Genomic DNA, 26991 nt, shown 5'->3' with positions numbered 1-26991 from the left:
AACGGGGGGGAACCCTCCGGCCCGAGAGCCGGAGGTGAAGGGAGATTAGTGTGCGCGACCTTGTTCTACGCCGTACCCGGTCTGGGAACGGATGAACTGAGCACGGAACTGCTCACGCTCGCGATTGCCTTCTGCGGAGTTATCGGTGGCAGAGAAGAACCAGATACCGAGGAACGCCACGCTGATGGAGAACAGCGCCGGATATTCATACGGGAAAATGGCTTTTTCGTGGCCGAGGATTTGCACCCAAATCGTTGGGCCAAGCACCATCAATACCACCGCCGTTATCAGACCTAACCAGCCACCCAACATTGCGCCACGCGTGGTCAAACGCGACCAGTACATGGAAAGCAGGATGATCGGGAAGTTGCAGCTTGCGGCAATGGCGAACGCCAGGCCCACCATAAAGGCGATGTTCTGGTTTTCAAACATCACGCCGAGCAGGATGGCAATCACGCCCAGTACCAGCACGGTGATTTTCGACACGCGCAGTTCTTCACGCTCGGTAGCACCTTTGCGGAACACGTTGGCGTACAGGTCGTGAGATACCGCCGATGCGCCCGCCAGCGTCAGACCGGCAACGACCGCCAGAATGGTGGCGAATGCTACTGCCGAAATAAAGCCGAGGAACAGGTTACCGCCCACCGCGTTGGCCAGATGCACTGCAGCCATGTTGTTACCGCCGATAAGCTGGCCAGCGGCGTCTTTGTACGCCGGGTTAGCACCGACCAGCATGATCGCGCCAAAGCCGATGATAAAGGTCAGGATGTAGAAATAACCCATAAAGCCGGTGGCGTAGAACACGCTCTTACGCGCTTCGCGGGCATCGCTAACCGTGAAGAAACGCATCAGAATATGCGGCAGACCTGCCGTACCGAACATCAATCCGAGGCCTAACGACAGCGCTGATATTGGATCTTTCACCAATCCGCCCGGACTCATAATTGCAGAGCCTTTCGGGTGTACCGCCATCGCTTCGGTGAACAGGTTGTTGAAGCTGAAGCCAACGTGCTTCATCACCATGAAGGCCATAAAGCTGGCACCGAACAGCAACAGTACGGCTTTGATGATTTGCACCCACGTGGTTGCCAGCATGCCGCCGAACAGCACGTACATCATCATCAGCACACCCACCAGTACCACGGCAATGTGATAATTCAGACCGAACAGTAGCTGGATAAGCTTACCGGCACCGACCATCTGGGCAATCAGGTACAGCGCAACCACCACCAGCGAACCGCAAGCTGACAGAATACGGATTGGACCCTGTTTCAGACGGTAAGAGGCAACGTCGGCAAAGGTATAACGACCGAGGTTACGCAGACGTTCGGCGATCAGGAACAGGATAATCGGCCAGCCGACCAGGAAGCCGAGCGAGTAAATCAGTCCGTCATAACCGGAAGTGAATACCAGCGCGGAAATCCCGAGGAACGATGCCGCCGACATATAGTCGCCCGCGATCGCCAGTCCGTTCTGGAAGCCGGTGATGTTGCCGCCGGCGGTGTAATAGTCGTTACGTGAACGCACGCGCTTGGATGCCCAGTAGGTAATACCGAGCGTAAAGATGACGAAAATCAGGAACATGACAATCGCCTGCCAGTTGGTTGGCTGGCGTTGGACTGCACCGCTAATAGCATCCGCCGCGTTTGCGGCGAAGGGCAGCGTGGCGGCAAGCGCCGTCAGGACTCTCTTCATGATGCTTTAACCTCGTGCAGAACCGCATTGTTAAGACGATCGAATTCACCGTTTGCCCGCCAGATGTAGATCCCGGTCAGAATGAAGGAGATAAGGATCACACCCACCCCAATCGGAATACCCCGGGTGACGCTGGTTCCCGCATGCAGCGGCGTCCCCAGCCAGCCAGGCGCAAAGGCAATTAGTAAAATAAAGCTGATATAAACCACCAGCATGATGATGGACAGAACAGCGGCAAACCGTTGCCTTTTTTCAACTAATTCCCTGAAACGCGCACTGTCTTCTATCCGCTGATAAATATTGTCATTCATCACAGAGTCTCCAGAGGCCCCTTCGTCTTTCACGCCGCAGGTGTGTTGGCCGCACTCGCCCACCCCAGTCACATAGTGAACTATGCTCCTGGGGATGTGCTCGCTTGCCGCCTTCCTGCAACGCGAAATCCTTTGGGGAGGTTTTTTATATATTTTCCCTCTCCCATTTTGAGAAAGGGCAGGGGTGAGGTTGTAGGCCCGATAAGCAGCGCGCTATCGGGCATTTCATGGTTATCGTTATGATGGCATTGCGATAGCCTGCTTCTCTTCGAGCAGTTTCTCTACCACGCCAGGATCGGCGAGGGTCGAGGTATCGCCCAGATTGCTGGTATCGCCGGCCGCAATTTTGCGCAGAATACGGCGCATAATTTTGCCGGAGCGGGTTTTTGGCAGTGAGTCGGTCCAGTGCAGCACGTCTGGTGTTGCCAGCGGACCAATTTCTTTACGTACCCAGTTGCGAACTTCGGCGTACAGCTCAGGTGTCGGTTCTTCTCCGTGGTTCAATGTGACGTAGGCATAGATGGCCTGGCCTTTAATATTATGTGGAATACCCACCACCGCGGCTTCGGCAATCTTCGGATGCGACACCAGCGCCGACTCGATTTCTGCTGTTCCCAGACGGTGACCCGAAACGTTCAGCACGTCGTCCACGCGTCCGGTGATCCAGTAATAACCGTCTTCGTCACGGCGTGCGCCGTCGCCGCTGAAGTACATATTTTTGAAGGTGGAGAAGTAGGTTTGTTCAAAGCGATCGTGATCGCCAAACAGGGTTCTCGCCTGACCCGGCCAGGAATTGGTAATCACCAGATTGCCTTCGGTCGCGCCTTCCAGAGGATTACCTTCATTGTCGACGATTGCGGGCTGCACGCCAAAGAACGGACGTGTTGCGGAACCGGCTTTCAGTTCGGTGGCGCCCGGCAGCGGGGTGATCATGAAGCCCCCGGTTTCGGTCTGCCACCAGGTGTCGACCACCGGGCATTTTTCGTTGCCGATCTTCTTCCAGTACCACTCCCACGCTTCCGGGTTGATTGGCTCGCCAACGGAACCCAGAATGCGCAGAGACGAACGATCGGTGCCTTCAATCGCTTTATCGCCTTCCGCCATCAGGGCGCGGATCGCGGTTGGCGCGGTGTAGAGAATATTGACCTGATGCTTATCAACGACCTGCGACATACGCGCCGGTGTTGGCCAGTTGGGTACGCCTTCAAACATTAGCGTAGTAGCGCCGCAGGCCAGCGGACCGTACAGCAGGTAGCTGTGTCCGGTTACCCAACCCACGTCAGCGGTACACCAGTAGATATCACCCTGATGATAATCAAACACATACTTAAAGGTGGTTGCGGCATAAACCAGATACCCACCGGTGGTGTGCAGCACGCCTTTTGGTTTACCGGTTGAACCGGAGGTATACAGAATAAACAGCGGATCTTCCGCGTTCATTTCTTCCGGCTGATGCTCAGGGCTGGCTTTCTCAATAAGATCGGACCACCACAGGTCGCGGCCTTCCTGCCAGTCCGTTTTTCCGCCGGTACGTTTGAGAACCACCACGTGCTCAACGGTCTTCACGTTCGGGTTTTTCAGTGCATCATCCACGTTCTTTTTCAGTGGGATGCCGCGTCCAGCACGCACGCCTTCGTCAGCGGTGATCACCAGGCGCGAGTTGGAATCGATGATGCGCCCGGCAACGGCTTCCGGGGAGAATCCGCCGAAGATGACCGAATGCACTGCGCCAATACGGGCGCAAGCCAGCATGGCCACCGCGGCCTCCGGTACCATTGGCATATAGATCGCCACCACATCGCCTTTTTTAATGCCTAACTCCAGCAAGGTATTGGCAAAACGGCAAACGTCGCGATGCAGTTCGCGATAGGTAATATGTTTGCTCTGGGTGGCGTCATCGCCTTCCCAAATGATGGCGGTGCGATCGCCGTTTTCCCGCAGATGGCGATCAAGACAGTTAGCCGCCAGGTTCAGCGTGCCGTCTTCGTACCATTTAATGGACACGTTGCCGGGGGCAAAAGAGGTGTTTTTCACCTGGCTGTACGGTTTGATCCAATCAAGAATTTTTCCCTGTTCGCCCCAAAATGTGTCGGGGTCGGTAATAGACTGCTGGTATTTCGCGTCGTACTGCTCCGGATTTATCAGGCAACGATCCGCAATATTTGCGGGAATGGCGTGTTTATGTATTTGGCTCATGGCTTTTGTTCTCCTTGTAGGATGTTAATAATATGTCGCGAAAAAGTTAAATGTAGGGCCTTTAAGAGTTTTGTTTGGGATTTGAGCGGCAGATCACGCAATAACCGAATTGTGCAAATTAGCGGCAAACTGATTTTTGAAGGGTGCTAGCAAAAATTGATTAAATCTCGCTATAACATGCAGTTATATGAAAGCTGTTGAAAAGGTGATCTGTAGCAGGAATAGACGAAAGAGTGAGATCCTGGAGGGGGTTAATAACTCTAAAGTGGTATTTTACATGCACTTACAATTGATTAAAAACAACATTTTTAATGTGGTTTTTTGTTAAAAAGAGGGTGGAGCAATGTCATGACAGTATGCGTGTGGTTGCTGTTATGGAAAACAATAAAAGAATCGCCATTGCAGACAATGGCGTCATCTGGATGAGACCCCCTCTATGGCAAGGACAAAATCACCCGTACTCCGTTTTTTCAGCCTGATATTACCGTTTTTATTTATCTCTGCCGTTCACGCTGAACAAACCCCAGTACCCGCAAAAACCGTCACCGTTGAAGCGAAGAATGAAACCTTCGCCCCTCAGCATCCCGATCAATACCTCTCATGGAAAGCCACGTCGGAGCAGTCCGCACGCGAAGATGCGCTGGCAGAAGATCCGCGGCTGGTGATTCTGTGGGCGGGATATCCTTTCTCGCGTGATTACAACAAACCGCGTGGACACGCGTATGCCATCACTGACGTACGCGAAACCTTACGTACCGGCGCGCCAAAAACCGCAGAAGACGGCCCGTTGCCAATGGCCTGCTGGAGCTGTAAAAGCCCGGACGTGGCGCGTCTGATCCAGAAAGATGGCGAAGACGGCTACTTCCACGGCAAATGGGCGCGTGGCGGTCCGGAAATTGTTAACAACTTAGGCTGTGGCGATTGCCATAACACTGCGTCACCAGACTTTGCCAAAGGCAAGCCAGAACTGACGCTATCGCGCCCTTATGCGGAACGCGCGATGGAAACTATCGGCAAACCGTTTGATAAGGCCGGTCGCTTTGACCAGCAGTCCATGGTTTGTGGTCAGTGCCACGTGGAGTACTACTTCGACGGTAAAAACAAAGCCGTTAAGTTCCCGTGGGACGAGGGCATGAAAGTCGAGAACATGGAGAAATACTACGACACCATTGCGTTCTCTGACTGGACCAACTCCTTATCTAAAACGCCGATGCTGAAAGCGCAGCACCCGGAATATGAAACCTGGAGCGCGGGCATTCACGGCAAAAACAACGTGACCTGTATCGACTGTCACATGCCGAAAGTGCAAAACGCCGAAGGCAAGATCTACACCGACCATAAAATTGGTAACCCATTCGATAACTTCCCTCAGACCTGCGCCAACTGCCACACCCAGGACAAAGCGTCCCTGCAAAAAGTGGTCGCTGAGCGTAAACAAGCGATTCATGACCTGAAAATCAAGGTTGAAGATCAGCTGGTACATGCCCACTTCGAAGCGAAAGCAGCATGGGATGCGGGCGCAACGGAAGCCGAAATGAAGCCGATTCTGGAAGACATTCGCCACGCGCAATGGCGCTGGGATCTGTCAATCGCTTCTCACGGTATTCACATGCATGCGCCGGAAGAAGGTCTGCGCATGTTGGGTAGCGCGATGGATAAAGCCGCCGATGCGCGTACCAAACTGGTCCGTCTGCTGGCGACCAAAGGCATTACGCATGAAATCCCGCTGCCGGATATCTCTACCAAAGAGAAAGCCCAGAAGGCGATCGGTTTGAACATGGAGCAAATCAATGCTGAGAAGCAGGACTTCATCAAAACGGTGATTCCGCAATGGGAAGACCAGGCGCGTAAAAACGGTCTGTTAAGCCAATAACCCCATTCCGCCTCGCAAGGGGCGGATAACTCAACGGAGTGAATATGAGCGTATTACGTTCGTTATTAACTGCTGGGGTGCTGGCGTCAGGCCTGTTCTGGAGCCTGTGCGGGAACGCCGCCACACCCACGCCACAGGAATCGGACCAACGCTGGACGGTTACCCAACAGCGTAGCCCGGATGCTGCCTGTCTGGATTGTCACAAGCCAGACACCGAAGGCATGCATGGTAAACATGCAGAAGTCATCAACCCGAACAATAAACTGCCGGTCACCTGCACTAACTGTCACGGCCAGCCGTCACCGAACCACCGCGAAGGGGTGAAGGATGTGATGCGCTTTAACGAGCCGATGTACAATGTGGAGCAGCAGAACAGCGTCTGTATGTCCTGTCACCTGCCTGAGCAGTTGCAAAAAGCGTTCTGGCCTCACGATGTTCACGTGACCAAAGTAGCGTGTGCCAGCTGTCACTCACTGCATCCGAAGCAAGACACGATGCAGACGCTGAGCGATAAAGGACGGATTAAGATTTGCGTCGATTGCCACAGCGATCAGCGTAACAATCCGAACTTTAACCCGGCGTCGATTCCCTTGCTTAAGGAGCATCCATGAGTTGCTCTCGTCGCCAGTTTATCACCGACGTCGGCGCGCTGGTGGCAGTGAGCGGGACGGCGGGGCGCGTCGTGGCGAAGACGTTAAACATCAATGGCGTACGTTACGGCATGGTACATGATGAGTCATTATGCATCGGCTGCACCGCCTGTATGGACGCCTGTCGGGAAGTCAATAATGTGCCGGAAGGCGTGTCACGTCTGACGATTATTCGTAGCGAGCCGCTGGGGACGTTTCCTGATGTGAAGTACCGTTTCTTCCGCCACTCGTGCCAGCACTGCGATCATGCGCCCTGCGTTGATGTCTGCCCAACGGGGGCATCGTATCGCGATGCCGCCAGCGGCATTGTGGATGTGAACCCGGATCTGTGCGTCGGCTGCCAGTATTGCATCGCCGCCTGTCCGTATCGCGTGCGCTTTATTCATCCGGTCAACAAGACGGCGGATAAGTGCGACTTCTGCCGTAAAACCAACCTGAAAGCGGGCAAACAGCCTGCCTGCGTTGAGTCATGTCCGACAAAAGCGCTGACGTTTGGTAACCTTGACGATCCCAACAGTGAGATCTCTCGTCTGTTGCACCAGAAAAATACCTACCGTTACAAGCTGGCGCTGGGCACTAAACCGAAGGTCTACCGCGTTCCCTTTAAATATGGGGAGGTGAGCCAATGACACCCGCTTCTGCATTCCATTTTGAATCACTGGTGTGGGACTGGCCCATTGCCATCTATCTGTTCCTGATCGGTATTTCCGCCGGACTGGTGACGCTGGCGGTATTATTACGACGGCTGCACCCGGAAGCGGGCGGTTCAGACAGCACGTTACTGCGCACCACGCTGGTACTTGGTCCGGGGGCGATTATTCTCGGCCTGCTGATCCTGGTCTTTCACCTGACGCGTCCATGGACCTTCTGGAAACTGATGTTCCACTACAGCTTCACCTCGGTGATGTCGATGGGGGTCATGCTGTTCCAGGTGTATATGGTGGTACTGGTGCTGTGGCTGGCAAAAATCTTTGAAAAAGAGGTGATTGCCCTGCAACAGCGGTTCGTGCCGCGACTGACGATCGTGCCAAAATTGCTGACGCTAATCACGCCGTTCCATCGCGCGTTGGAGACGCTGATGCTGGTGCTGGCGGTTCTGCTCGGGGCCTACACCGGATTCCTGCTGTCGGCACTGAAATCCTATCCGTTCCTGAATAACCCGATCCTGCCGGTGCTGTTCCTGTTCTCCGGGATCTCCTCCGGTGCGGCGGTGGCGCTGATCGCTATGGCGCTGCGTCATCGCAGTAACCCGCATAGCACCGAGGCGCACTTTGTACACCACATGGAAACCCCGGTGGTGTGGCTGGAAATCTTCCTGCTGGCGGCGTTCTTCGTCGGGCTGGCGTTGGGCGATGACGGCAAAATGCGCGCGCTGGCTGCGGCGCTGGGCGGCGGCTTCTGGACCTGGTGGTTCTGGCTGGGCGTGGCTGGGTTGGGTCTGATCCTGCCGATGCTGCTAAAACCGTGGGCTAATCGCATCTCGACGTTTCACGGCGTGCTGGCAGTGTGCGGTGCGAGCCTGACCGGCGTGCTGCTGCTGCGCTTTTTTATTCTCTATGCGGGTCAGCTAACCGTTGCGTAAGGTGATTTCTGGACGTACTCCTTCCTGAAGCCGGTTTTCTGGCATTGCTGTTAAGTCTCGGGGTCAACGTGTTGACCCCGCTTGCCGTGTTGGCGGGTGTCCGCCAGCGCTGGCAGGGTGTTATGCGCCTGGCCTGTGCTGGCGTGTGGACGCAGTTTGCGCTGTTGCTGCTGGCTTTTGCCATTCTGGTGTTCTGTTTCCTGACCAGCGACTTCTCCGTTGTGTATGTTGCTCAGCACAGCTATAGCCTGCTGCCGTGGGGGTTAAAGCTGGCGGCGGTGTGGGGCGGTCATGAAGGGTCGCTGCTGCTGTGGGTGCTGTTTCTTTCCGCCTGGAGCGCGCTGTTCGCCTGGCGTTCTTGTCGCGAGGCGGACGCGTTGTTTCCGCTGACATTAAGCGTCCTGTCTATGATGACGGCCTCACTGCTGCTGTTCGTGGTGGTGTGGTCCGATCCGTTTGTCCGTATCTTCCCACCAGCGATTGAAGGGCGTGACCTGAACCCGATGCTGCAACATCTCGGGTTAATCCTGCATCCGCCGTTGCTGTATCTGGGCTACGGTGGCCTGATGGTGGCGGCCGGTGTGGCGCTGGCCTCGCTGCTGCGCGGCGGTTTTAACGCACAGACCGCATGGGTGTGCTGGCGCTGGGCGCTGCCCGGCTGGTGCGCCCTGACGCTGGGGATCATCCTCGGTTCCTGGTGGGCGTACTGTGAACTGGGCTGGGGCGGCTGGTGGTTCTGGGATCCGGTAGAAAATGCCTCCTTATTACCCTGGCTTTCCGCCAGTGCGCTACTGCATAGCCTGTACGTCTCGCGCCGGCGCGGAGGCTTCCAACACTGGTTGCTGCTGCTGGCGATTGTCACGCTGATTCTATCGCTGCTGGGCACGCTGATTGTACGTTCCGGCATTCTGGTTTCTGTGCATGCCTTCGCACTGGATAACGTCCGTGCTGCGCCGCTGTTCGCGCTGTTTACCGTGTTAAGCCTGGCGTCGCTCGGGCTGTACGCCTGGCGGGCGCGTGATGTTCGCCAGACGGCGCGTTTTGGCGGCTGGTCGCGTGAGATGTTGATTCTGGTCGCGCTGCTGCTCTTTTGCGCGGTGCTGCTGATCGTGCTGATTGGCACGCTGTACCCAATGATCTACGGCCTGTTTGGCTGGGGACGACTTTCCGTTGGCGCGCCATACTTTAACCGCGCGACGCTGCCGTTTGGCCTGCTGATGCTGGTGGTTATCGTGCTGGCGACGATCAGAAGCCGGAAAGCCTCGCTGCGAAGCCAGCTTCCGGCGCTGCTCGCGCATGCCGGTGTACTGGTTTTTGCCGCCGGGATTGTTTTTTCCAGCGGGAGCCGTCAGGAAGTTAGCCTGAATCTGAGTCCGGGGCAGCAGGTGGAACTGGCGGGCTATATTTTCCGTTTTGAACGCCTCGATCTGGAAGCAAAAGGAAACTACACCAGCGAGAAAGCGCTAATTACGCTGTGGCAGAATGAAAAGCGTATCGGCAGCCTGCAACCGGAGAGGCGTTTCTATGCTGCTCGTCGCCAGCAAATGATGGAGCCGGGTATCCGCTGGAATCTGCTGCATGACTGGTATGCGGTGATAGGCGAAAAAACCGGACCGGACCGCTACGCCATGCGTTTATACGTGCAAAGCGGTGTGCGTTGGGTATGGGGCGGCGGGCTGCTGATGGTGCTCGGTGCGCTGCTCAGCGGATGGCGAGGGAGGACGCGCGATGCGTAGTATCTGCGGTTTTATTATCCTGTTTTGCATCACCTTCGCGACGCATGCCCAGGTTGTGGACACCTGGCGCTTTGATAACCCGCAACAGCAAGAAAAAGCCCTGTCTATTGCCAGCCAACTGCGCTGCCCGCAGTGTCAGAATCAAAACTTACTGGAATCCAATGCGCCGGTGGCGGTCAGTATGCGTCATCAGGTGTACAGCATGGTGGCAGAGGGGAAAAACGAAGACGAGATCACCTCGTGGATGACCGATCGTTACGGTGATTTCGTCCGGTATAATCCTCCACTCAATGAGCAAACGCTGCTGCTGTGGGCGCTGCCGTGTCTGTTATTGCTGTTGGTGGGGGTGATCATCTGGCGGGTGAGAGAGCGTCAACGCAGAGAAGAGGACGAACGATGAGTCAGCCTGAATGTTCCACACCGTTACGTCCGATGCCCGTGAAACGACTGGCTGCAGCGGCTGTGCTGATGGTTGCTGCCTGTATTGGAGCTTATCTGATGACGCCAAAATGGCAGGCGGTGCGTCAGGAGCAGGTGAGACTGGCGGATCCCTTACACGCGTTCTCTGATGAGAATATTCAGGAAACACAGCTGATTTCGCTGCAATCAAAAATTCGCGCCAACCCGCAAGACAGCACGCAATGGGCGCAATTGGGTGAATATTATCTTTGGCAAAACGCGTATCATAATGCGCTACTGGCCTATGAGCAGGCGCTGCGTTTGCGCGGTGAAAACGCCGAAATCTATTCGGCGCTGGCGACGGTATTGTACTATCAGGCCGGGCAACATATGACGCCGCCCGCCCGTGAAATGATCGATAAATCGCTGAAACTGGACCCGGCAGAGGTCACCGCGCTGATGCTGCTGGCTTCCGATGCGTTTATGCAGGCTGACTACGCGCAGTCCATTTTGCAGTGGCAAAAGGTTCTCGATTTAAACTCGCCGAGGGTGGATCGCGCACAGCTAATTGACTCGATCAATATGGCGAAATTGCTGCAGAATAGACAAAAATAATTTTGTTTTTTTGTGATTTGTGTCGTTTTTGCTGTGTAAAAAAACAGCAGTTGAACGAATTCGTGAAAAAAATGCACGACGTAAATTCTTCATTTTTTATCAAATAAATATTCTTTTATAACAAAAAGTTATTCATGATGACCCGCATAAACTCGCGTTTTTATGCATAAAATCAGCTAAAGGCGCTGTTCCTGGAGGGTTGCGCGAGACAGTACGCAAATGATAATGATAATAAGCGTTAAAAAACTCCATAAACGAACGCAACACAAATCATACCCTTTCAGTATGTACTGTTCCCGCACTACGTGTGTGGAATAGCGCTCCATCGAGGAAGTCCGTTGTTATGAAAAATTTGAAAGTCAGCCTGGCATGGCAGATTCTAATCGCCATGGTGCTGGGCATTTTGCTGGGGAGTTACCTGCATTACCACAGTGACAGCCGCGAATGGCTGGTGGTCAACCTGCTGTCTCCGGCAGGGGATATCTTTATCCATCTGATTAAAATGATTGTTGTGCCGATTGTTATCTCCACGCTGGTGGTCGGTATCGCCGGGGTCGGTGATGCCAAACAGCTGGGCCGTATTGGCGCTAAAACCATTCTCTATTTCGAAGTGATCACCACCGTGGCGATTATCCTTGGGATCACGCTGGCGAATGTGTTCCAGCCGGGTTCCGGGATTGATATGTCGCAGCTGGCGACCGTGGATATTTCGAAATATCAGAGTACAACCGCTGAAGTGCAGAGCCACGCGCATGGCCTGATGGGCACAATTTTGTCACTGGTGCCGACCAACATCGTCGCATCGATGGCCAAAGGCGACATGCTGCCGATTATCTTCTTCTCGGTGCTGTTCGGTTTAGGTCTGTCTTCGCTGCCAGCCACTCACCGCGAACCGCTGGTTACCGTATTCCGTTCTATTTCCGAAACCATGTTTAAAGTGACGCACATGGTGATGCGTTATGCGCCGGTGGGTGTCTTTGCACTGATTGCCGTCACCGTGGCGAACTTCGGTTTTGCCTCCCTGTGGCCGCTGGCAAAGCTGGTGCTGCTGGTGCACTTTGCCATTCTGTTCTTCGCGCTGGTGGTACTCGGTATCGTGGCGCGTATCTGCGGTTTGAGCATCTGGATCCTGATTCGTATCCTGAAAGACGAGCTGATTCTGGCCTACTCTACCGCCAGCTCTGAGAGCGTGCTGCCGCGTATTATTGAGAAGATGGAAGCCTATGGCGCACCGGCCTCAATTACCAGCTTTGTGGTGCCGACCGGGTACTCGTTCAACCTCGACGGTTCGACGCTGTACCAGAGTATCGCCGCTATCTTCATTGCCCAGCTGTACGGTATCGATCTGTCGCTGTGGCAGGAAATCGTGCTGGTGCTGACGCTGATGGTGACTTCGAAAGGGATCGCGGGCGTGCCGGGCGTATCATTTGTGGTGCTGCTGGCGACGCTGGGTAGCGTGGGTATTCCGCTGGAAGGTCTGGCGTTTATTGCCGGTGTTGACCGTATCCTCGATATGGCGCGTACTGCGCTGAACGTGGTAGGTAACGCGCTGGCGGTGCTGGTGATTGCCAAATGGGAACACAAATTTGACCGCAAAAAAGCGCTGGCCTATGAGCGCGATGTTTTGGGCAAATTTGATAAGACCGCTAATCAGTAATTGATTACGGGTTGTCTGATGGCGCAGTTGATCGCGCCATCAGACAACAAACATCAACCATTGGTTAATTTATCAAACTCCTCGCAGCCGGTATCAAACCCTTCCGTACAGCTTAGATTCAACCAGTGCAGCGCCTTCTGTTTATTCTTCTCAATAAAACCCTGTTCGCCGTTTAGGAACATCATCCCGGCCCAGTATTCGGAATACCCGGTTCGCGAAATAGCCGAGCTGCGTTTGAAATACCAGGTGGCTTTGTCATCGTCTGCGGGAATGCCTACGCCATTGGCGTAAATCAGCCCGAGCAGCATTTGTGCGTCGACGGCGGAGTCGTTTTCCAGATCTTCAGAGGCGTTTTGCAGCAAAGTAATGGCTTTGGGGTAATCGGTGCGCCCTGCCTGGGTGTTGACCAGGATTCGTGCCAGGGTGAGTTCTCCCGCTTTACTGCCCGCTTTGGCGGCCTTTTCCGCCAGTGTTTTGGCCTGGGGGTAGTCAAGACTTACCGGATTTGTAATTTTGATTTGCGCCAGTAGCGCGCAGGCATCAGCATCACCGTTGTCGGCGGCTTTTTGCGCCCAATACTCGGCTTTGCTCAAATCGCCCGAGCTGAACCAGGTATCGGCGAGAAAATACTGTGCGCGTCGGTCCCCTGCCTCAGCGGCCTGTAGGTACTGGCTTCCTGGCTCAGTATCACTGGCATGGGCAAAGAATGTCACGAGGAACATCAATGCAAGAAGTTGTTTCATTTTGAGTTTTATTTAGGGTACGGAATGAACAGTATAAAGAGATCGTATGGATAAAAAAACAGCCTCCGGGCGGAGGCTGTTGCAGAACAGGTACGTAAACGGACTAACCCATTGCGCTTTCGCGCAGGCTGGATTTCAGCTTAGTGTACTCATCAATTACATACTGCTCAGCAGCACGCTGGTCGGCAATGCGCTCAACGTTGACGGCACAGTACTTGTACTCCGGCGTTTTGGTAATCGGGCTTAAGTTCTCGGTTACCAGTTCATTACATGCCCCAATCCACCACTGGTAGGTCATGTAAATCGCGCCTTTGTTCGGACGATCGCTGACTGCCGCGCGGGTGATAACGCGACCTTTGCGCGAGTTAACCCATACCAGCTCTTCATCCTGAATGCCCAAACGTTCTGCGTCGGCGGTGTTGATCTGGGCGTAGCCCGGTTCATCTGCTAACGCCGCCAGCGCCGCACAGTTGCCGGTCATGGAGCGGCAAGAGTAGTGGCCGACTTCACGCACCGTCGACAGCACCATCGGGTACTCTTCGGTGAGCTTGTCGATTGGCGCGACCCAGTCACAGGTGAAGAACTGCGCCAGGCCGTTCGGGGTGTCGAACTTCTCTTTAAAGAGGTAAGACGTACCCTGGTCGGCATCTGAGGTGTCGCGGCATGGCCACATGACATAACCCAGTTCGCCCATTTTCTCGTAAGTGGCGCCGTAGAAGTCCGGGCACAGATGACGCAACTCATCCCAGATTTCCTGGGTATTGTTGTAGTGCATCGGGTAGCCCATACGGGTGGCGATTTCACTGATAATCTGCCAGTCCGTTTTCAGATCCCACTTCGGCTCAACCGCTTTAAAGAAGCGCTGGAAGCCACGGTCAGCGGCGGTAAAGACGCCTTCATGCTCACCCCATGACGTAGACGGCAAAATAACGTCTGCGGCAGCGGCAGTTTTGGTCATGAAGATATCCTGCACGATGACCAGCTCCAGATCCTCAAAGCCTTTGCGCACTGCGGAGAGTTCAGCATCGGTCTGTAATGGATCTTCGCCCATAATGTACGCCGCGCGCACTTCGCCATGCGCCGCACGGTGTGGTAGCTCGCTGATGCGATAGCCAGTATGTGCAGGCAGGCTTTCCACGCCCCAGGCTTTGGCGAATTTCTCGCGGTTTTCCGGGAACTTAACGTACTGATAGCCTGGATAGGTATCCGGCAGCGCGCCCATGTCGCAGGCACCCTGAACGTTGTTCTGGCCGCGAACCGGGTTAACGCCCACGCTTGGCTTACCGAGGTTGCCGGTCAGCATCGCGAGGCTGGTCAGTGAACGCACTGTTTCCACACCCTGATAGAACTGGGTTACACCCATGCCCCACAGGATAGCGGCGCTTTTCGCCGAGGCGTACATACGTGCAGCCTGACGAATTTCCTGAGCGCTAACGCCAGTAATGTCTTCGACGGACTCCGGCGTATAGCCTTCGACAATCTTGCTGTACTCTTCAAAGCCTTCCGTACGTGAGGCCACGAACGCCTGGTCGTACAGTTTTTCTTCGATGATGACATGACCCATAGCGTTGAGCAGTGCGATGTTCGAGCCGTTTCTTAACGCGATGTGCATGTCGGCAATGCGCGCAGTTTCAATTTTGCGCGGATCGCAGACGATGATTTTCGCCCCGTTACGCTTAGCGTTAATCACGTGATTCGCCACAATAGGGTGGGAATCCGCCGGGTTGTACCCGAAAATAAACACTAAATCGGTGTTATCAATTTCGTTAATCGCATTACTCATTGCGCCGTTACCGACCGATTGGTGCAGACCTGCAACCGAAGGGCCGTGTCAGACGCGAGCGCAGCAGTCAACGTTATTGGTACCAATAACGGCGCGCGCGAATTTTTGCATTACATAGTTGGTTTCATTACCCGTTCCGCGAGATGAACCGGTCGTCTGAATGGCGTCCGGGCCATACTTCGCTTTGATGGCGCTCAGGCGATTAGCCACGTAATCCAGCGCTTCATCCCAGGAAACAGATTCCAGTTTGCCGCCACGTTGGCGACGGATCATGGGGGTTTTCAGGCGAGGGGTCAGGATCTGGGTATCGTTGATAAAATCCCAGCCATAGTAGCCCTTCAGACACAGGGTACCCTGGTTGGTTTTCCCCTGCGCCGCCTCAGCCCGGACGATTTTGCCGTTATCGACCACCAGGTTGATTTTGCAACCTGATGCGCAATATGGGCAAACCGTGACGACTTTTTTCATCGGTCTCGCTCCAGTTAATCAAATCGCGCATACGCGCTTGTCGTTTTTGTTATGCATCTTTTATGCCATGTTTTTATCAGGGGCATCAGCCGATAATACGGGCATAATTTGCGCAAAACCCTGACGAAAAACAGGCTGTCGTCATATTTGACGTGACGAATCTCCAGGGCGTGACGGTCTGGCAGTGTGACCGGGGCTATGTTTCCCGCACATCCTGTGCCTTATCGCTGTCACTCTGCGCAGAATCATTCACACTCATTTAAGTTGGCCATAAATGGGGAAAAACAATGAAGCCGGCGATACTGGTTGTGGATGATGACGTGGCTGTCTGCACGCTTTTACAGGATGTGCTGAACGAGCATGTCTTTGCAGTGACCGCTTGTTATAGCGGCCAGGAGGCGCTGCGCTGCATTGAGACGCAGCCGGAAATCGCTCTGGTACTGCTGGATATGATGCTGCCTGATATCAACGGTCTGATGGTGCTACAGCAGATACAAAAGCTGAGGCCCGGACTACCAGTAGTGATGCTGACCGGTATGGGCAGCGAGTCGGATGTGGTGGTTGGGCTGGAAATGGGCGCTGACGACTACATCGGTAAACCGTTCAACGCGCGCGTGCTGGTGGCGCGGGTAAAGGCGGTGCTCAGACGCGTGGGCGTGCTCACGCCTGAAAGCGCAGGCGCGCAAACCACCGGGCTTTCTTTTAATGGCTGGCATCTGGATACCGCAGGCTGCCAGTTGCACAATCCTCAGCAACTGAAGGTAGACCTGACGCAGGGCGAATACAGCCTGCTACTGGCGCTGGTACAAAACGCCCGCCGGGTGCTCAGCCGTGAGCAACTGCTGGAACTGACGCGCAGTGACAGCGTCGACGTGTTTGATCGCACCATCGATGTGTTAATCATGCGACTACGGCGAAAAATAGAGACCAACCCGCATCAGCCGATGCTGATCAAAACCCTGCGCGGTTTAGGGTACGTATTTGCCGCTGACGTCCAGCATCACGATAAGGCGGCGTAAGCATCAGGTATCAGCTATACAGGCTTTTAACGCTTCCAGCGTTTTCGCACCGTCTATCGCGTTGGCGCACAGTAGGCTTGCTCGTGCGCAGGCGTGTGCCAGCCGGATGCTCTCATCCAGTGACCAACGTTCATGACAGCCATACAGGAAACCGGCGCAAAACGCATCTCCCGCCCCGACGCTACCCACGATCTCCTCCTGCGCCAGGTATTGTGATGGGATCCAGACGCCCGCCCGATCCGGCGCTTCACCCCAGGCACCTTCCGGGCAGTGGATCACCACCCGCTGGCGCACGCCTGCGTCCAGCAGTTCACGCGCGGCGGTGGCGATGTGCGGGATATGCAGCTCGCCGTTGGGCTGACGAATTTCCAGCCCGCTAAACTCCCCGGCCTCCAGTTCGTTAATCACCAGATAGTCGAGATGGCGCAGGGCGGGCATCACCAGCGGCTGGTAGCGCGGATCGCCCTTGCGTGACACCAGATCCAGCGACGTTTCAAAACCGTTGTCGCGCATTTGCGCCAACAGCCGCGCGCTACGAGTGCCAAATTCCACATCCGGCATATCCAGGCTGTCGAGCAGCAGCAGATAACCGAGATGGAAGATTTTCATCGAGGTATCCAACTGCTCAAAAGCGGGCAGATCCAGCAGCCGGTTGGCACCGGGGGAGTGGAAAAAGGTGCGCTGACCGCTCGGGTCAGTCATGACCTGCGACATAGAGGTGGGCGCGAAAGTGGTGCGCTGCACGTGTTGGCGATTAACGTGATACTGCTCGAGCATCGCCATGATGTAGTCGCCGTCGCTGTCCTGACCGATTAACCCCACCGCCTGCAGCGGCATCCCGGAGTGCATTTTCGCCAGCGTCAGTAGCACGTTCAGCGGTGCACCGCCCGTGGCGCGTTCGCTACGGGTGATCTCCGCCAGCCAGCCGCGTTCCGGCCACTGCACAATCTGATGTACATGATCGACCAGCATATTCCCTGCGGCAATAATGCCTTTGCGTTCCATCAGACCTGCCCCGCGCTGCCAAAAATACGCATCTGTTCTGAAACGGTATCGGTAATGGCTTCTTCAATACTTAGCAGCAGTTCGGCAAATTCGTCGTACAGCGGCTGACGGTTGCTCATTCGCGACTCGACTGCTGACAACGCCGCCTGCGACATGCCGGTATAGAAGTTAATTTTGTGAATACCAAGCGCAATAGCGCGACGGAAATCGTCGTCGCTGATGCCGGAACCGCCGTGTAGCACCAGCGGGATCGCCGCCTGCTGGCGAATGGCGTCCAGCCGCGGGAAGTCGAGTTTGGGTTCGCCTTTGTACTTGCCGTGCGCATTGCCAATGGCGACCGCCAGCGCGTCAATTCCGGTTCTGTCGACGAAATCCCGCGCCAGCATCGGGTCGGTAAACAGTGATTCGTCGGCATGACCATACAGCGCGCCGCCTTCATCGCCACCGACTGCACCCAGCTCAGCTTCCACCGACACGCCGACAGCGTGGCACATCTTCACCACTTCACGAGTCTGGCGGATATTTTCTTCGTACTCCAGCGTGGAGCCATCGAACATCACTGAACTGAAACCTAAGCGTAGCGCTCGCACCACCGACTCAAAGTGCAGGCCGTGGTCAAGATTCAGCACCACTGGAATGTCATGTCTGGCGGCTTCGAATTTGACCGCTTCGACCAAAGAATCCAGTGAGATATATTTAAAATGTACTTCGGCGATGTTGATAATAAACGGCGAACGCTCCTGCTTTGCCGCGGCAAACAGCGCGCGCAGGAAGTGTGAATCCAGAACGTTAAACGCCCCTAAGGCATAGCGGTGCTCGCGGGCATGGGCGAGACCATCAGCGAGAGAGATCAATGGCATGATGCGCTCCTTGGTTAACGGAACAGGCGATACTCGTTGCACAGTACCAGCAACGCCGGTTCATCTTCTTCAATGTCGTTGTAGCGGGCGATGGGTTGCAGGAAATGGTTATCGTGGTCGTCGTCATTGACCGAGGAGACTTCGCCAACCAGCACGTCGCCAAACCCTTCTTCCGCCCAGAAGCTGTGATACAGCCCCGGCGGCAGGCAGATACTTTCACCGGGCGTCAGACGCAGTTGGCTACCTGCGGCATGCGTTTGCCGACAGCCGTCAATTACCACGCTAACGTCGCTGTCTTCCGTTTGTTCTCTGACCCCCGCATTCCACAGTTCCACAATCAGATTGCCGCCGCCGCGATTGATAATGTCCTCGCGTTTACGCCAGTGAAAATGCATCGGCGTGACCTGCGCATCGCGAACATGCATGATTTTCTCGGCGTAGCATTTCTCAAAAGGCATGCCTTTCGGTGAACCATTGCGCAGGGTGAACAGCGTTAACCCTTGTGCGGTGAAATTGTTACCGCCGAACGCGGTGACATCCCAACCGAGTTTGAGGTCGAAAACTTCGCTCCAGGCACTGGCGTCGAGCTTGCGCCATTGGGTGGGGGGAAAACTGGCAAAAGGAGGCAGGTGCACGTCGTGCAGAGAAAAAAACTGGCGCGTATGGCCAAGGATTTCGTTAATTGCGGAGCGTTTCATCGGCAGAATTCTCCTTATATAATGCCGGATAGGGCATTTATGCCGCCATCCGGCGCTGTATTGTCAGGTTATTTCACCGTCCAACCCTTATAGCTGCCGACGTTGTTTTTATCGATCATCGTCACCGGGATCAGCACGGGCTCTTTCGGGGCGGGTTTCCCCTGCAATATGTCATAACCGATTTCGACCGCTTTGGCAGCCATCACCTGCGGATCTTGTGCCGGGGTCGCCACAAATAGTGAGTTTTCGCGCTTCAGGGCCTCTTCACCGTCTGGGCTGCCGTCTACGCCAACAATAAAGAATTCGCTGCGTTGCGCCTGTTTTGCCGCCAGATCGGCACCGATCGCGGTGGGATCGTTAATCGCAAACACGCCGTCGATCTTCGGATTGGCCGCCAGCAGGGCGGTCATGATCTCCAGACCGCCTTCGCGGCTGCCTTTGGCGTTCTGATTATGCGACAGCACCTTGATGTCCGGGTGGCGTTTGAACTCGGTCTGGCAGCCTTCCACACGGTTCTGCACGGCGGAAACCGGCGGCCCGTTGATGATGACGACGTTGCCTTTCCCTTTCAGACGGTCGGTAATGTATTTACAGGCCATTTCTCCGGCCTGGGTGTTATCAGAGGTGATGGTGGCGTCTGCGCCTTCCGCCGCTACGTCAACGGCGACCACCACAATCCCTGCATCTTTCGCGCGTTTTACCGCCGGGCCGATGCCTTTGGAGTCGGCGGCGTTAAGAATGATCATGTCGACTTTGGCGGCAATAAAATTGTCTATCTGCGATACCTGCTGGCCGAGATCGTAGCCGCTGGAAACCAGCGTCACTTTGACGCCATCGCCCGCCAGTTTGCGTGCTTCCAGTTCCGCGCCTTTGGTTATCTGCACGAAGAATGGGTTGGCCAGGTCGCCCACCGTTACGCCGATGGATTTCAGTTCTTTTGCCTGCACAAACGGAGCGCTAGCAAGCAATGCGCCAGCACAGAGCGCGGTCACTAATGGCTTTAATCTCATGCTGTTTCCTCGAAGTAAGATGTTGTTGTTATGCACTTTGATGGTGTCGGGTACGGTATTTGTCGATCAGCACCGCTATGATGATCACCGCCCCTTTGATCACCAGTTGCCAGAAATAAGACACGCCCATCAGCGTCATACCGTTATTGAGCGTGGCGATAATCAGCGCCCCCACCAGCGTGCCGGTGATGGTGCCAATCCCGCCGACAAAGCTGGTGCCGCCGAGGATCACCGCCGCGATGGCGTCCAGCTCATAGCCCATGCCTAAGTTGCCGTTGGCGCTGTACAGCCGCGAGGCGCTCATCACCCCGCCAAGACCGGAAAGCAGTCCGCTCATGCCGTAGACGAATAACAGCACCAGCCACACTTTGATGCCGGTTAAGCGCGCGGCCTGCATATTGCCGCCGACCGCATAGATATGAACGCCGAGTGTGGTGCGGCGCAAAATGAACCAGCACACCGCAATGACCGCCAGCGCAATCACGACCAGCCACGGGATCGGCCCGAGATAGTTGTTACCAATCCACTCGAAGCTGATGTTGGAGTTAATCACCGTCGTGCCGTCCGCCAGCAGGTAGGCCGCGCCGCGCAGCGCCGTATAGGTCCCGAGCGTGACGATAAACGGCGGCAGACCAGCAAACGCCACCAGCGCACCGTTAAACAGTCCCAGCACCAGGCCGAGCATCAGCGCCGCCGGAATCGACAACATCGCCAGCTCCGGAATAAGAGAAACGACCATCGCCGCCACCGCGGTGGTGCCGAGAATCGAACCCACGGAAAGATCGATCCCACCGGTCAAAATGATGAAGGTCATACCCGCCGCCAGCACGATGTTGATCGACGCCTGGCGCGTGATGTTCAGCAGATTACTTTCGGTAAAAAAGTTGGGTGCGATAAAGCCAAATACCGCCACAATCAGGATCAGAATGGGCAAGATGCCGACCGTTTGCATCAAATCGCCCATCAGCATTTTTTTTGCGGAGGCGGATTTCGCCACCTGCCGGGGAGTGGTTGGATTATTCATGGGGCACCGCCTGATGGTGGGAGTCGTTCACGCCGGTTGCGAGCGTCATAATGTTTTCCTGGGTAATGCTTTGTCCGTTCAGCTCGCCGGCAATGCTGCCTTCGCGCATCACGTAAACCCGATCGCTCATACCGACGACTTCCGGCAGTTCACTGGAGATCATCAGGATCGCCACGCCTTTGCGCGCCATATCGTTCATGATCCGGTAGATCTCGCTTTTGGCGCCAACGTCCACGCCGCGCGTGGGTTCATCGAGGATCAAAATGCGTGGGCCGATCGCGACCCAGCGCGAAATCAGCAGCTTTTGCTGGTTGCCGCCGGATAGCCCGCCCGCGCGGACCTGCGCATGCGGTACGCGAATATTGAGCAATTTGATGGCGTCATCGGAAATCGCCTGCGCCTTTTTGCGATCGAGCATGCCCCAGTTGGCGTCACGCTCCAGCGTCGCCATGGTGATGTTCTCTGCCGCCGCCAGCTCTAAAAACAGCCCCTGTTCTTTGCGATTCTCGGTAAGAAAACCGATGCCGTGGTCGATGGCTTCACGCGGAGAGTGGACAACCACCGGTTCGCCGTCGACTTCTATCATGCCGCCGATGGCTTTGCGCACACCAAAAATCAGCTGCGCCAGTTCGGAACGCCCGGCACCGACTAAGCCCGCAAGGCCCACAATCTCCCCGGAGCGCACCAGTAAACTGCATGGCTGCACTTTGTTGCCGTCGGTCAGGTGATGCACGTTCAGACGTGCTTTGCCTAAGGGGATATCGCGCTCTTTGTTAAACAGATCGCTTAACGGACGGCCCACCATCATGCGCACCAGTTCAGAAGCGTTAAGCTTGTCGCGGGTCAGGCTGCCGACGTATTGCCCGTCGCGCAGGACGCTGACGCGATCGGAGAGTTCGTACACTTCCGCCATGCGGTGGCTGATGTAGATAATCGCCATCCCTTCATCGCGCAGGCGCATGATCAGTTCAAACAGGCGGTGAGTTTCACGTGAGGAGAGGGCGGCGGTGGGTTCATCCATCACCAGAATGCGGCTGTTACGGTGCAGGGCGCGGGCGATTTCCACCTGCTGCTGCTCGGCGATGGTCAGCGTCATGACCCGATCGCTGGCCTTAAACTGGGCGCCAAGCCGGTCGATGACTTTCTGCGACTGCATCACCATCTCTTTGCGTTGCACCAGACCACCGCGCGACAGTTCGCTGCCAAGAAAGATATTTTCCGCCACCGTCAGATTGGGCGCGAGCTGCATCTCCTGATAAATCAGCGTAATGCCAGCGCTGAGCGCATCTTTTGGCCCGCGAATATGAAACGGCTGACCGTCAATCAGGATCTCGCCGCTGGTGGCGGTATAAGCACCGGCGAGGATCTTCATCAGGGTACTTTTCCCCGCGCCGTTCTCGCCCATCAGGGCGTGGATTTCGCCAGGCCAGACCGTCAAATCGACCCCTTTCAGCGCATAAAACTTGCCGAATGCTTTGGCAATATTGCGCATCTCCAGAACCGGTGTCTTGCTCATAACGGATCTCCTGCGGGGTGGCCGATATCAGCAGTCCATCACAGGAATGTAAATGCAAAATGTCAGAAGCCGTTCATATTTGTCATATTGCGATTTTTCTTTACGGAGCGTGATATGCCACAACCCGGACGTCACTTTTTCGCCAGTGCGCGCGGGCGATTGCTGTTCTTCAATCTGCTGGTGGTGGCGGTCACGCTGATGGTTAGCGGCGTGGCGATGCTGGGTTTTCAACATGCCAGTCAGATCCAGGAGCAGGTGCAACAGCAAACCGTTGACGACATGACCGGCAGCATGAATCTGGCGCGCGACACGGCAAACGTGGCGACGGCGGCGGTACGGCTCTCGCAGGTGGTGGGCGCACTGGAATACAAAGGCGAAGCGGAACGGCTACAGGAGACCCAACGCGCGCTTAAGCATTCGCTGGAACAGCTAGCCAGCGCGCCGCTGGCGCAGCAGGAGCCGGGGCTGGTCGAGCGTATTATCCAGCGCAGTAATGAGTTGCAAAGTAGCGTGGAAGGGATGTTGCAGCGCGGGCAGTTGCGGCATCAGGAGCGTAACGCGCTGCTCAGTTCGCTGTACCAGAATCAAAGCTATTTACGCCATCTGCAAAAACTCACCGGCGCACAGGATGACGCGCTGCTTGCGCAAATGGACCGCCTGATCGTCGCCGCGATTGAAACGCCCGCGCCGCGCTCGGTGATCAAACAGTTGGGCGGTGTGATGCCTGCGCTTGCCCTGCAAAACACGAATTTGCTGGTGAGCCGCATTCTGAGCGATTTCAACCTTGAACTGCATAAGCTGGAACCGCTTTCGTCCGCGCTGGAGCAGAGCGATCTGGCGATCAGCTGGTATATGTTCCACATCAAAGCGCTGGTGGCGATCCTCAATAGCGACATCAACCAGTATGCTTCACAGGTGGCGATTATCTCCGAGCAGCGGGTGGCGCAAAGTCATCAGGAGCTACAGTCCGGCGCGCTGTTTATTATGATTTTTGCGCTGCTGGCGGTGGTAATCACCGGTTTTGCCGGCTGGTATATCTACCGCAACCTCGGCTCCAACCTGACGGCTATCTCGCGGGCGATGACCCGGCTGGCGCATGGGGAATCAGACGTCAGCGTCCCGGCCCTGCAGCGGCGAGATGAGCTGGGTGAACTGGCGCGCGCCTTTAGCGTCTTTGCCCGCAATACGGCGTCGCTGGAGCACACCACCCGGTTGCTGAAAGAAAAAACCACGCAGATGGAAATCGACCGCACTGAGCGCCAGGGGCTGGAAGAAGCGCTGCTGCACAGTCAAAAGCTGAAGGCGGTGGGGCAGTTGACGGGCGGATTAGCGCATGATTTTAATAACCTGCTGGCGGTGATTATCGGCAGTCTTGACCTGGTGAATCCGGACTCCCCCGACGCGCCACGGATCAACCGGGCGCTAAAAGCGGCCGAGCGCGGGGCGCTATTGACCCAGCGACTTCTGGCCTTTTCGCGCAAACAGTCTTTGCATCCGCATGCGGTGGAGCTGAAAACATTGCTGGAAAACCTGGGCGAACTGATGCGCCATTCGCTCCCGTCCACGCTGGCGCTGGAAATTGAAGCCCAGTCGCCAGCCTGGCCCGCGTGGATCGACGTCAGCCAACTGGAAAACGCCATTATCAATTTGGTGATGAATGCCCGTGATGCCATGGACGGGCAGGCGGGTACGATAAAAATCCGTAGCTGGAATCAGCGGGTCACGCGCAGCGATGGGCGCAAACAGGACATGGTGATGCTGGAGGTAGCCGACCAGGGAAGCGGGATGTCGCAGGAGGTGAAAGCCCAGGTCTTCGAGCCGTTTTTCACCACCAAACAGACCGGCAGCGGCAGCGGTCTGGGATTGTCGATGGTGTACGGTTTTGTGCGCCAGTCCGGCGGTCGGGTGGAAATTGAGAGCGCGCCGGGGCAGGGAACCACGGTCCGGTTACAGCTTCCCCGCGCCGTTGTGCCGGTACAGATTCAGGCAGAACCGGTAGCGGAACATGCGGCGAACAGCGGTGAAAAGCTGGTGCTGGTGCTCGAAGATGAGGCCGACGTGCGCCAGACGCTGTGTGAGCAGTTGCATCTGCTGGGCTATCTGACGCTGGAAGCCGCCAACGGCGAGCAGGCGCTGCATATGCTGGCGGCTTCCTCCGAGATTGATATTTTTATCAGCGACCTCATGCTGCCCGGCGGGTTAAGCGGCGTGGATGTGGTTAACTATGCGTTGAAGCATCATCCGCAGCTGACCATCCTGCTGATCAGCGGCCAGGATTTACGCCCGGCACATAACCCGGCCTTGCCGGAGGTAGCACTATTACGTAAACCCTTTACCCGGGGGGAACTGGCGCAGGCGCTACGCCACCCGCGTAATTGAGATTCCTCCGCTACTCGCGAACAAGCGCTTTGATTACCTTGGGGCGAGTTTCTTTCTGAGGCTGGTTTATGAAACGCACCCCGACATTCTTTTTATTCAGTTTGCTGATGCTGCCCACCCTTTCGGCGCAGGCGGATATTATTGATGATGCTATTGGCAATATTCAACGCGCCGTCAGTGATGCCTATAAGCCTGAAAATAATCGGGATTACGACGACTCGCGCGATGAAAGCTGGCAGCGCCAGATGAGCGACGATCGCCGCAGGCAATATAACGATCGCCGCCGGCAGTTTGAAGACCGTCGTCGTCAGTTAGACGATCGCCAGCGCCAGCTCGATCAAGAACGGCGTCAGCTCGAAGATGACGAGCGAAGAATGGAATACGATTACGATCGTTAGCGCAGTCTTTCGCTGGCAAGATTATAGACTTCACTACGCTCGCGTTTACCGACGGCAACGACAGCGATGATCAGGGCATCATCAATGACTTGATAAACAAGACGGAACCCTGAAGTTCGGAGTTTGATTTTGTAGCAATCTTTTATTCCCCTGAGCTTTGCTGAGGGGACATGCGGATTTTCACAGCATTCCTTTAGTTTTTTGGCAAACTGCTGCTGAATGGTTTTATCCAGTTTTTGCCATTCTTTCAGCGCATCTTCCCTGAACTTTACCGTATAACTCATAAATAGCTGTCCAGATCCACATCCACCAGGGGTTGTTGGCTACGTTCATGGACTAATTTAACCAGTTGCTGATCGTCCAGTGCATCAAGCATTTTTTCGTAAAGCTCTGCTGGCACGCAATAAAAAACGGGCTGGTTACGGTTCAGAATTGCGACCGGAAACCCATCTCCTGCGCTAACCGTCGCCATCGGGTTCTTTTTCAGCTCACTCACGCTCGCGGTGGTATCGCTTAAAATGATATGCGGCATAATCGCTCCTAAAGACCATTTAACTGGTCTTAATATAGAGCGTCAGAGACCTGTTAACAAGTCTTATTGTCGGGGATTTAATCCAGCACAATCTCCATCCCGTCATGCCCGGCTTCGATGCCTGCCGGTAGCGTATTGTCCATCATCCACTCGTCAAACTGATGGCTGATGTGCGTCAGAATCACCCTTGGGCAGCGGATAACCTCATTCAGCGCGATAACGGTATTTAAATCGCAGTGATTGCGTGGCGGTTGTGCGCGCGGGGCATGGCTACAGTCGATGATAATCGCCTGTGGCTGGTTATTGTGCAGAAATTTCAGCGTCTTATCGGGCAGTCCGGCGGTATCGGAAAGCCACGCCACGCAACTGTGCGCGGTTTCCAGCAGATAACCAAACGTCAGCTTCGAATGATTCAGCGGCAGTGGCGTAACCTGCAACCCTTGCAGGTCAAACACCTCAAACGGTGCGGCGGTATAGCTAAAATCAAGAATGCCGGGATGCTTAAACAGATCGTCGCAGCCCTGTTCATCCGGCGGGCCGTACACCGGGATGGTTGCCCCCACCCCCCAGCGCAGGGGAAACAGCCCCTGCACATGGTCCATATGGTAATGGGTGAGCAGAAACTGGCGGAAGCTGCCCGCCGGCCAGTCGTCCATCAGATGCGGGATCCCCGCGTCGAGCAGCGTCACCGCATTGTTGAATTTGACTACGCCGCTGCAGGGGCGGCGACGGTATTGCGGCTGTAAATGCGCTCGTTGACAGGCGGGGCAGTCGCAGCCAAAAACCGGCACCAGCTGCGCACCGCCCGTTCCCGCCAGCGTGATGGTCAGACTCATTACGTC

The 26991-nt window shown here is 55.5% G+C and carries 24 protein-coding genes and 1 pseudogene; 11 read left to right on the top strand and 14 right to left on the bottom strand.

Annotation, left to right across the window (positions count from 1 at the left end):
* Positions 1–45: 45 nt before the first annotated feature.
* The 3 genes from actP to acs form a co-directional block, all read right to left on the bottom strand.
* The gene (gene actP, locus JQ822_RS21490; protein ID WP_213135165.1) at positions 46–1695 is read right to left on the bottom strand and encodes a cation/acetate symporter ActP; all 1650 of its coding nucleotides are present in this window, start codon (positions 1693–1695) and stop codon (positions 46–48) included.
* Positions 1692–2006: a DUF485 domain-containing protein gene (locus tag JQ822_RS21485; RefSeq protein WP_045438627.1), complete on the bottom strand. Its 315-nt coding sequence runs from the start codon at positions 2004–2006 to the stop codon at positions 1692–1694. Before JQ822_RS21485 ends, actP begins: the two co-directional genes overlap by 4 nt.
* 237 nt (positions 2007–2243) lie before the next feature.
* On the bottom strand, positions 2244–4202 hold the full coding sequence (acs, locus tag JQ822_RS21480; protein WP_213135164.1) for an acetate--CoA ligase: 1959 nt from the start codon (positions 4200–4202) through the stop codon (positions 2244–2246).
* A 436-nt stretch (positions 4203–4638) separates the two neighbouring features.
* On the opposite strand from acs, the gene nrfA reads away from it, so the two are divergent.
* The 8 genes and pseudogenes from nrfA to gltP all read left to right on the top strand — a co-directional run bounded on the left by nrfA (position 4639) and on the right by gltP (position 12714).
* Positions 4639–6075, top strand: coding sequence for an ammonia-forming nitrite reductase cytochrome c552 subunit (nrfA, locus tag JQ822_RS21475; RefSeq protein WP_213135163.1), 1437 nt, complete (start codon positions 4639–4641; stop codon positions 6073–6075).
* A 44-nt stretch (positions 6076–6119) separates the two neighbouring features.
* Entirely contained in the window at positions 6120–6686 is a 567-nt protein-coding gene (gene nrfB / locus JQ822_RS21470; RefSeq protein ID WP_135323507.1) for a cytochrome c nitrite reductase pentaheme subunit, read from the top strand.
* Positions 6683–7354 carry a cytochrome c nitrite reductase Fe-S protein gene (gene nrfC, locus JQ822_RS21465; protein WP_213135162.1) on the top strand — a complete coding sequence of 224 codons (672 nt, stop codon included), beginning with the start codon at positions 6683–6685 and terminating at the stop codon, positions 7352–7354. The genes nrfB and nrfC overlap by 4 nt, the downstream gene beginning before the upstream one ends.
* Complete coding sequence (gene nrfD / locus JQ822_RS21460) at positions 7351–8307, top strand: cytochrome c nitrite reductase subunit NrfD (RefSeq protein ID WP_213135161.1); 957 nt, start codon at positions 7351–7353, stop codon at positions 8305–8307. Before nrfC ends, nrfD begins: the two co-directional genes overlap by 4 nt.
* Before the next feature lie 8 nt (positions 8308–8315).
* A complete protein-coding gene (locus JQ822_RS21455; RefSeq protein ID WP_446715023.1) occupies positions 8316–10043 on the top strand; it encodes a heme lyase CcmF/NrfE family subunit in 1728 nt (575 codons plus the stop codon).
* Between the two features lie 28 nt (positions 10044–10071).
* A pseudogene (gene nrfF / locus JQ822_RS24710) lies at positions 10072–10443 on the top strand (heme lyase NrfEFG subunit NrfF); the annotation flags it as partial.
* The gene (nrfG, locus tag JQ822_RS21450) at positions 10440–11057 is read left to right on the top strand and encodes a heme lyase NrfEFG subunit NrfG (RefSeq protein ID WP_213135160.1); all 618 of its coding nucleotides are present in this window, start codon (positions 10440–10442) and stop codon (positions 11055–11057) included. The pseudogene nrfF and the gene nrfG, both read left to right, overlap by 4 nt.
* Before the next feature lie 343 nt (positions 11058–11400).
* Complete coding sequence (gltP, locus tag JQ822_RS21445) at positions 11401–12714, top strand: glutamate/aspartate:proton symporter GltP (RefSeq protein ID WP_213135159.1); 1314 nt, start codon at positions 11401–11403, stop codon at positions 12712–12714.
* 53 nt (positions 12715–12767) lie between these two features.
* Here the strand turns inward: gltP and yjcO are convergent, their stop codons facing one another.
* Both yjcO and fdhF read right to left on the bottom strand, forming a co-directional pair.
* A complete protein-coding gene (yjcO, locus tag JQ822_RS21440) occupies positions 12768–13457 on the bottom strand; it encodes a Sel1 family TPR-like repeat protein YjcO (RefSeq protein WP_213135158.1) in 690 nt (229 codons plus the stop codon).
* A 103-nt stretch (positions 13458–13560) separates the two neighbouring features.
* Positions 13561–15708: a formate dehydrogenase subunit alpha gene (gene fdhF, locus JQ822_RS21435; RefSeq protein ID WP_213135157.1), complete on the bottom strand. Its 2148-nt coding sequence runs from the start codon at positions 15706–15708 to the stop codon at positions 13561–13563.
* A 287-nt stretch (positions 15709–15995) separates the two neighbouring features.
* Between fdhF and JQ822_RS21430 the strand changes: the two genes are divergently transcribed.
* Positions 15996–16727: a response regulator gene (locus JQ822_RS21430; RefSeq protein ID WP_213135156.1), complete on the top strand. Its 732-nt coding sequence runs from the start codon at positions 15996–15998 to the stop codon at positions 16725–16727.
* A gap of 3 nt (positions 16728–16730) precedes the next feature.
* Here JQ822_RS21430 and JQ822_RS21425 read toward each other — a convergent pair whose 3' ends face one another.
* From JQ822_RS21425 to JQ822_RS21400, 6 genes are all read right to left on the bottom strand, one after another.
* A complete protein-coding gene (locus JQ822_RS21425) occupies positions 16731–17735 on the bottom strand; it encodes a carbohydrate kinase family protein (RefSeq protein WP_213135214.1) in 1005 nt (334 codons plus the stop codon).
* Positions 17732–18592, bottom strand: a complete 861-nt coding sequence (locus tag JQ822_RS21420; RefSeq protein WP_213135155.1) for a ketose 1,6-bisphosphate aldolase — start codon at positions 18590–18592, stop codon at positions 17732–17734. The genes JQ822_RS21425 and JQ822_RS21420 overlap by 4 nt, the downstream gene beginning before the upstream one ends.
* Positions 18593–18606: 14 nt before the next feature.
* Positions 18607–19290 carry a D-lyxose/D-mannose isomerase gene (locus tag JQ822_RS21415; RefSeq protein WP_213135154.1) on the bottom strand — a complete coding sequence of 228 codons (684 nt, stop codon included), beginning with the start codon at positions 19288–19290 and terminating at the stop codon, positions 18607–18609.
* 68 nt (positions 19291–19358) lie between these two features.
* Entirely contained in the window at positions 19359–20300 is a 942-nt protein-coding gene (locus JQ822_RS21410; protein ID WP_005132549.1) for an ABC transporter substrate-binding protein, read from the bottom strand.
* 28 nt (positions 20301–20328) lie between these two features.
* Positions 20329–21324, bottom strand: coding sequence for an ABC transporter permease subunit (locus JQ822_RS21405; RefSeq protein WP_213135153.1), 996 nt, complete (start codon positions 21322–21324; stop codon positions 20329–20331).
* Positions 21317–22840 (bottom strand): sugar ABC transporter ATP-binding protein, encoded by a 1524-nt coding sequence (locus JQ822_RS21400; RefSeq protein ID WP_213135152.1) that lies wholly within the window; start codon positions 22838–22840, stop codon positions 21317–21319. Before JQ822_RS21400 ends, JQ822_RS21405 begins: the two co-directional genes overlap by 8 nt.
* 114 nt (positions 22841–22954) lie before the next feature.
* On the opposite strand from JQ822_RS21400, the gene JQ822_RS21395 reads away from it, so the two are divergent.
* Both JQ822_RS21395 and yjdP read left to right on the top strand, forming a co-directional pair.
* Positions 22955–25219 (top strand): hybrid sensor histidine kinase/response regulator, encoded by a 2265-nt coding sequence (locus tag JQ822_RS21395; RefSeq protein ID WP_213135151.1) that lies wholly within the window; start codon positions 22955–22957, stop codon positions 25217–25219.
* Between the two features lie 68 nt (positions 25220–25287).
* Positions 25288–25617 carry a DDRRRQL repeat protein YjdP gene (gene yjdP / locus JQ822_RS21390; RefSeq protein WP_213135150.1) on the top strand — a complete coding sequence of 110 codons (330 nt, stop codon included), beginning with the start codon at positions 25288–25290 and terminating at the stop codon, positions 25615–25617.
* On the opposite strand, the gene JQ822_RS21385 is transcribed toward yjdP, so the two are convergent.
* The 3 genes from JQ822_RS21385 to phnP all read right to left on the bottom strand — a co-directional run bounded on the left by JQ822_RS21385 (position 25614) and on the right by phnP (position 26985).
* Positions 25614–25901: a type II toxin-antitoxin system RelE family toxin gene (locus JQ822_RS21385; protein ID WP_213135149.1), complete on the bottom strand. Its 288-nt coding sequence runs from the start codon at positions 25899–25901 to the stop codon at positions 25614–25616. The genes yjdP and JQ822_RS21385 overlap by 4 nt on opposite strands.
* Entirely contained in the window at positions 25898–26149 is a 252-nt protein-coding gene (locus JQ822_RS21380; RefSeq protein WP_213135148.1) for a type II toxin-antitoxin system Phd/YefM family antitoxin, read from the bottom strand. Before JQ822_RS21380 ends, JQ822_RS21385 begins: the two co-directional genes overlap by 4 nt.
* Positions 26150–26226: 77 nt before the next feature.
* Positions 26227–26985, bottom strand: coding sequence for a phosphonate metabolism protein PhnP (gene phnP, locus JQ822_RS21375; RefSeq protein ID WP_213135147.1), 759 nt, complete (start codon positions 26983–26985; stop codon positions 26227–26229).
* Positions 26986–26991 lie beyond the last annotated feature (6 nt).

The sequence above is a fragment of the Citrobacter sp. FP75 genome (genome assembly GCF_018342065.1).
Taxonomy (GTDB): Bacteria; Pseudomonadota; Gammaproteobacteria; order Enterobacterales; family Enterobacteriaceae; genus Citrobacter.
Note: the sequence above shows the minus strand (reverse complement) of the source record. Positions and strands in the feature narration are given on the sequence as shown.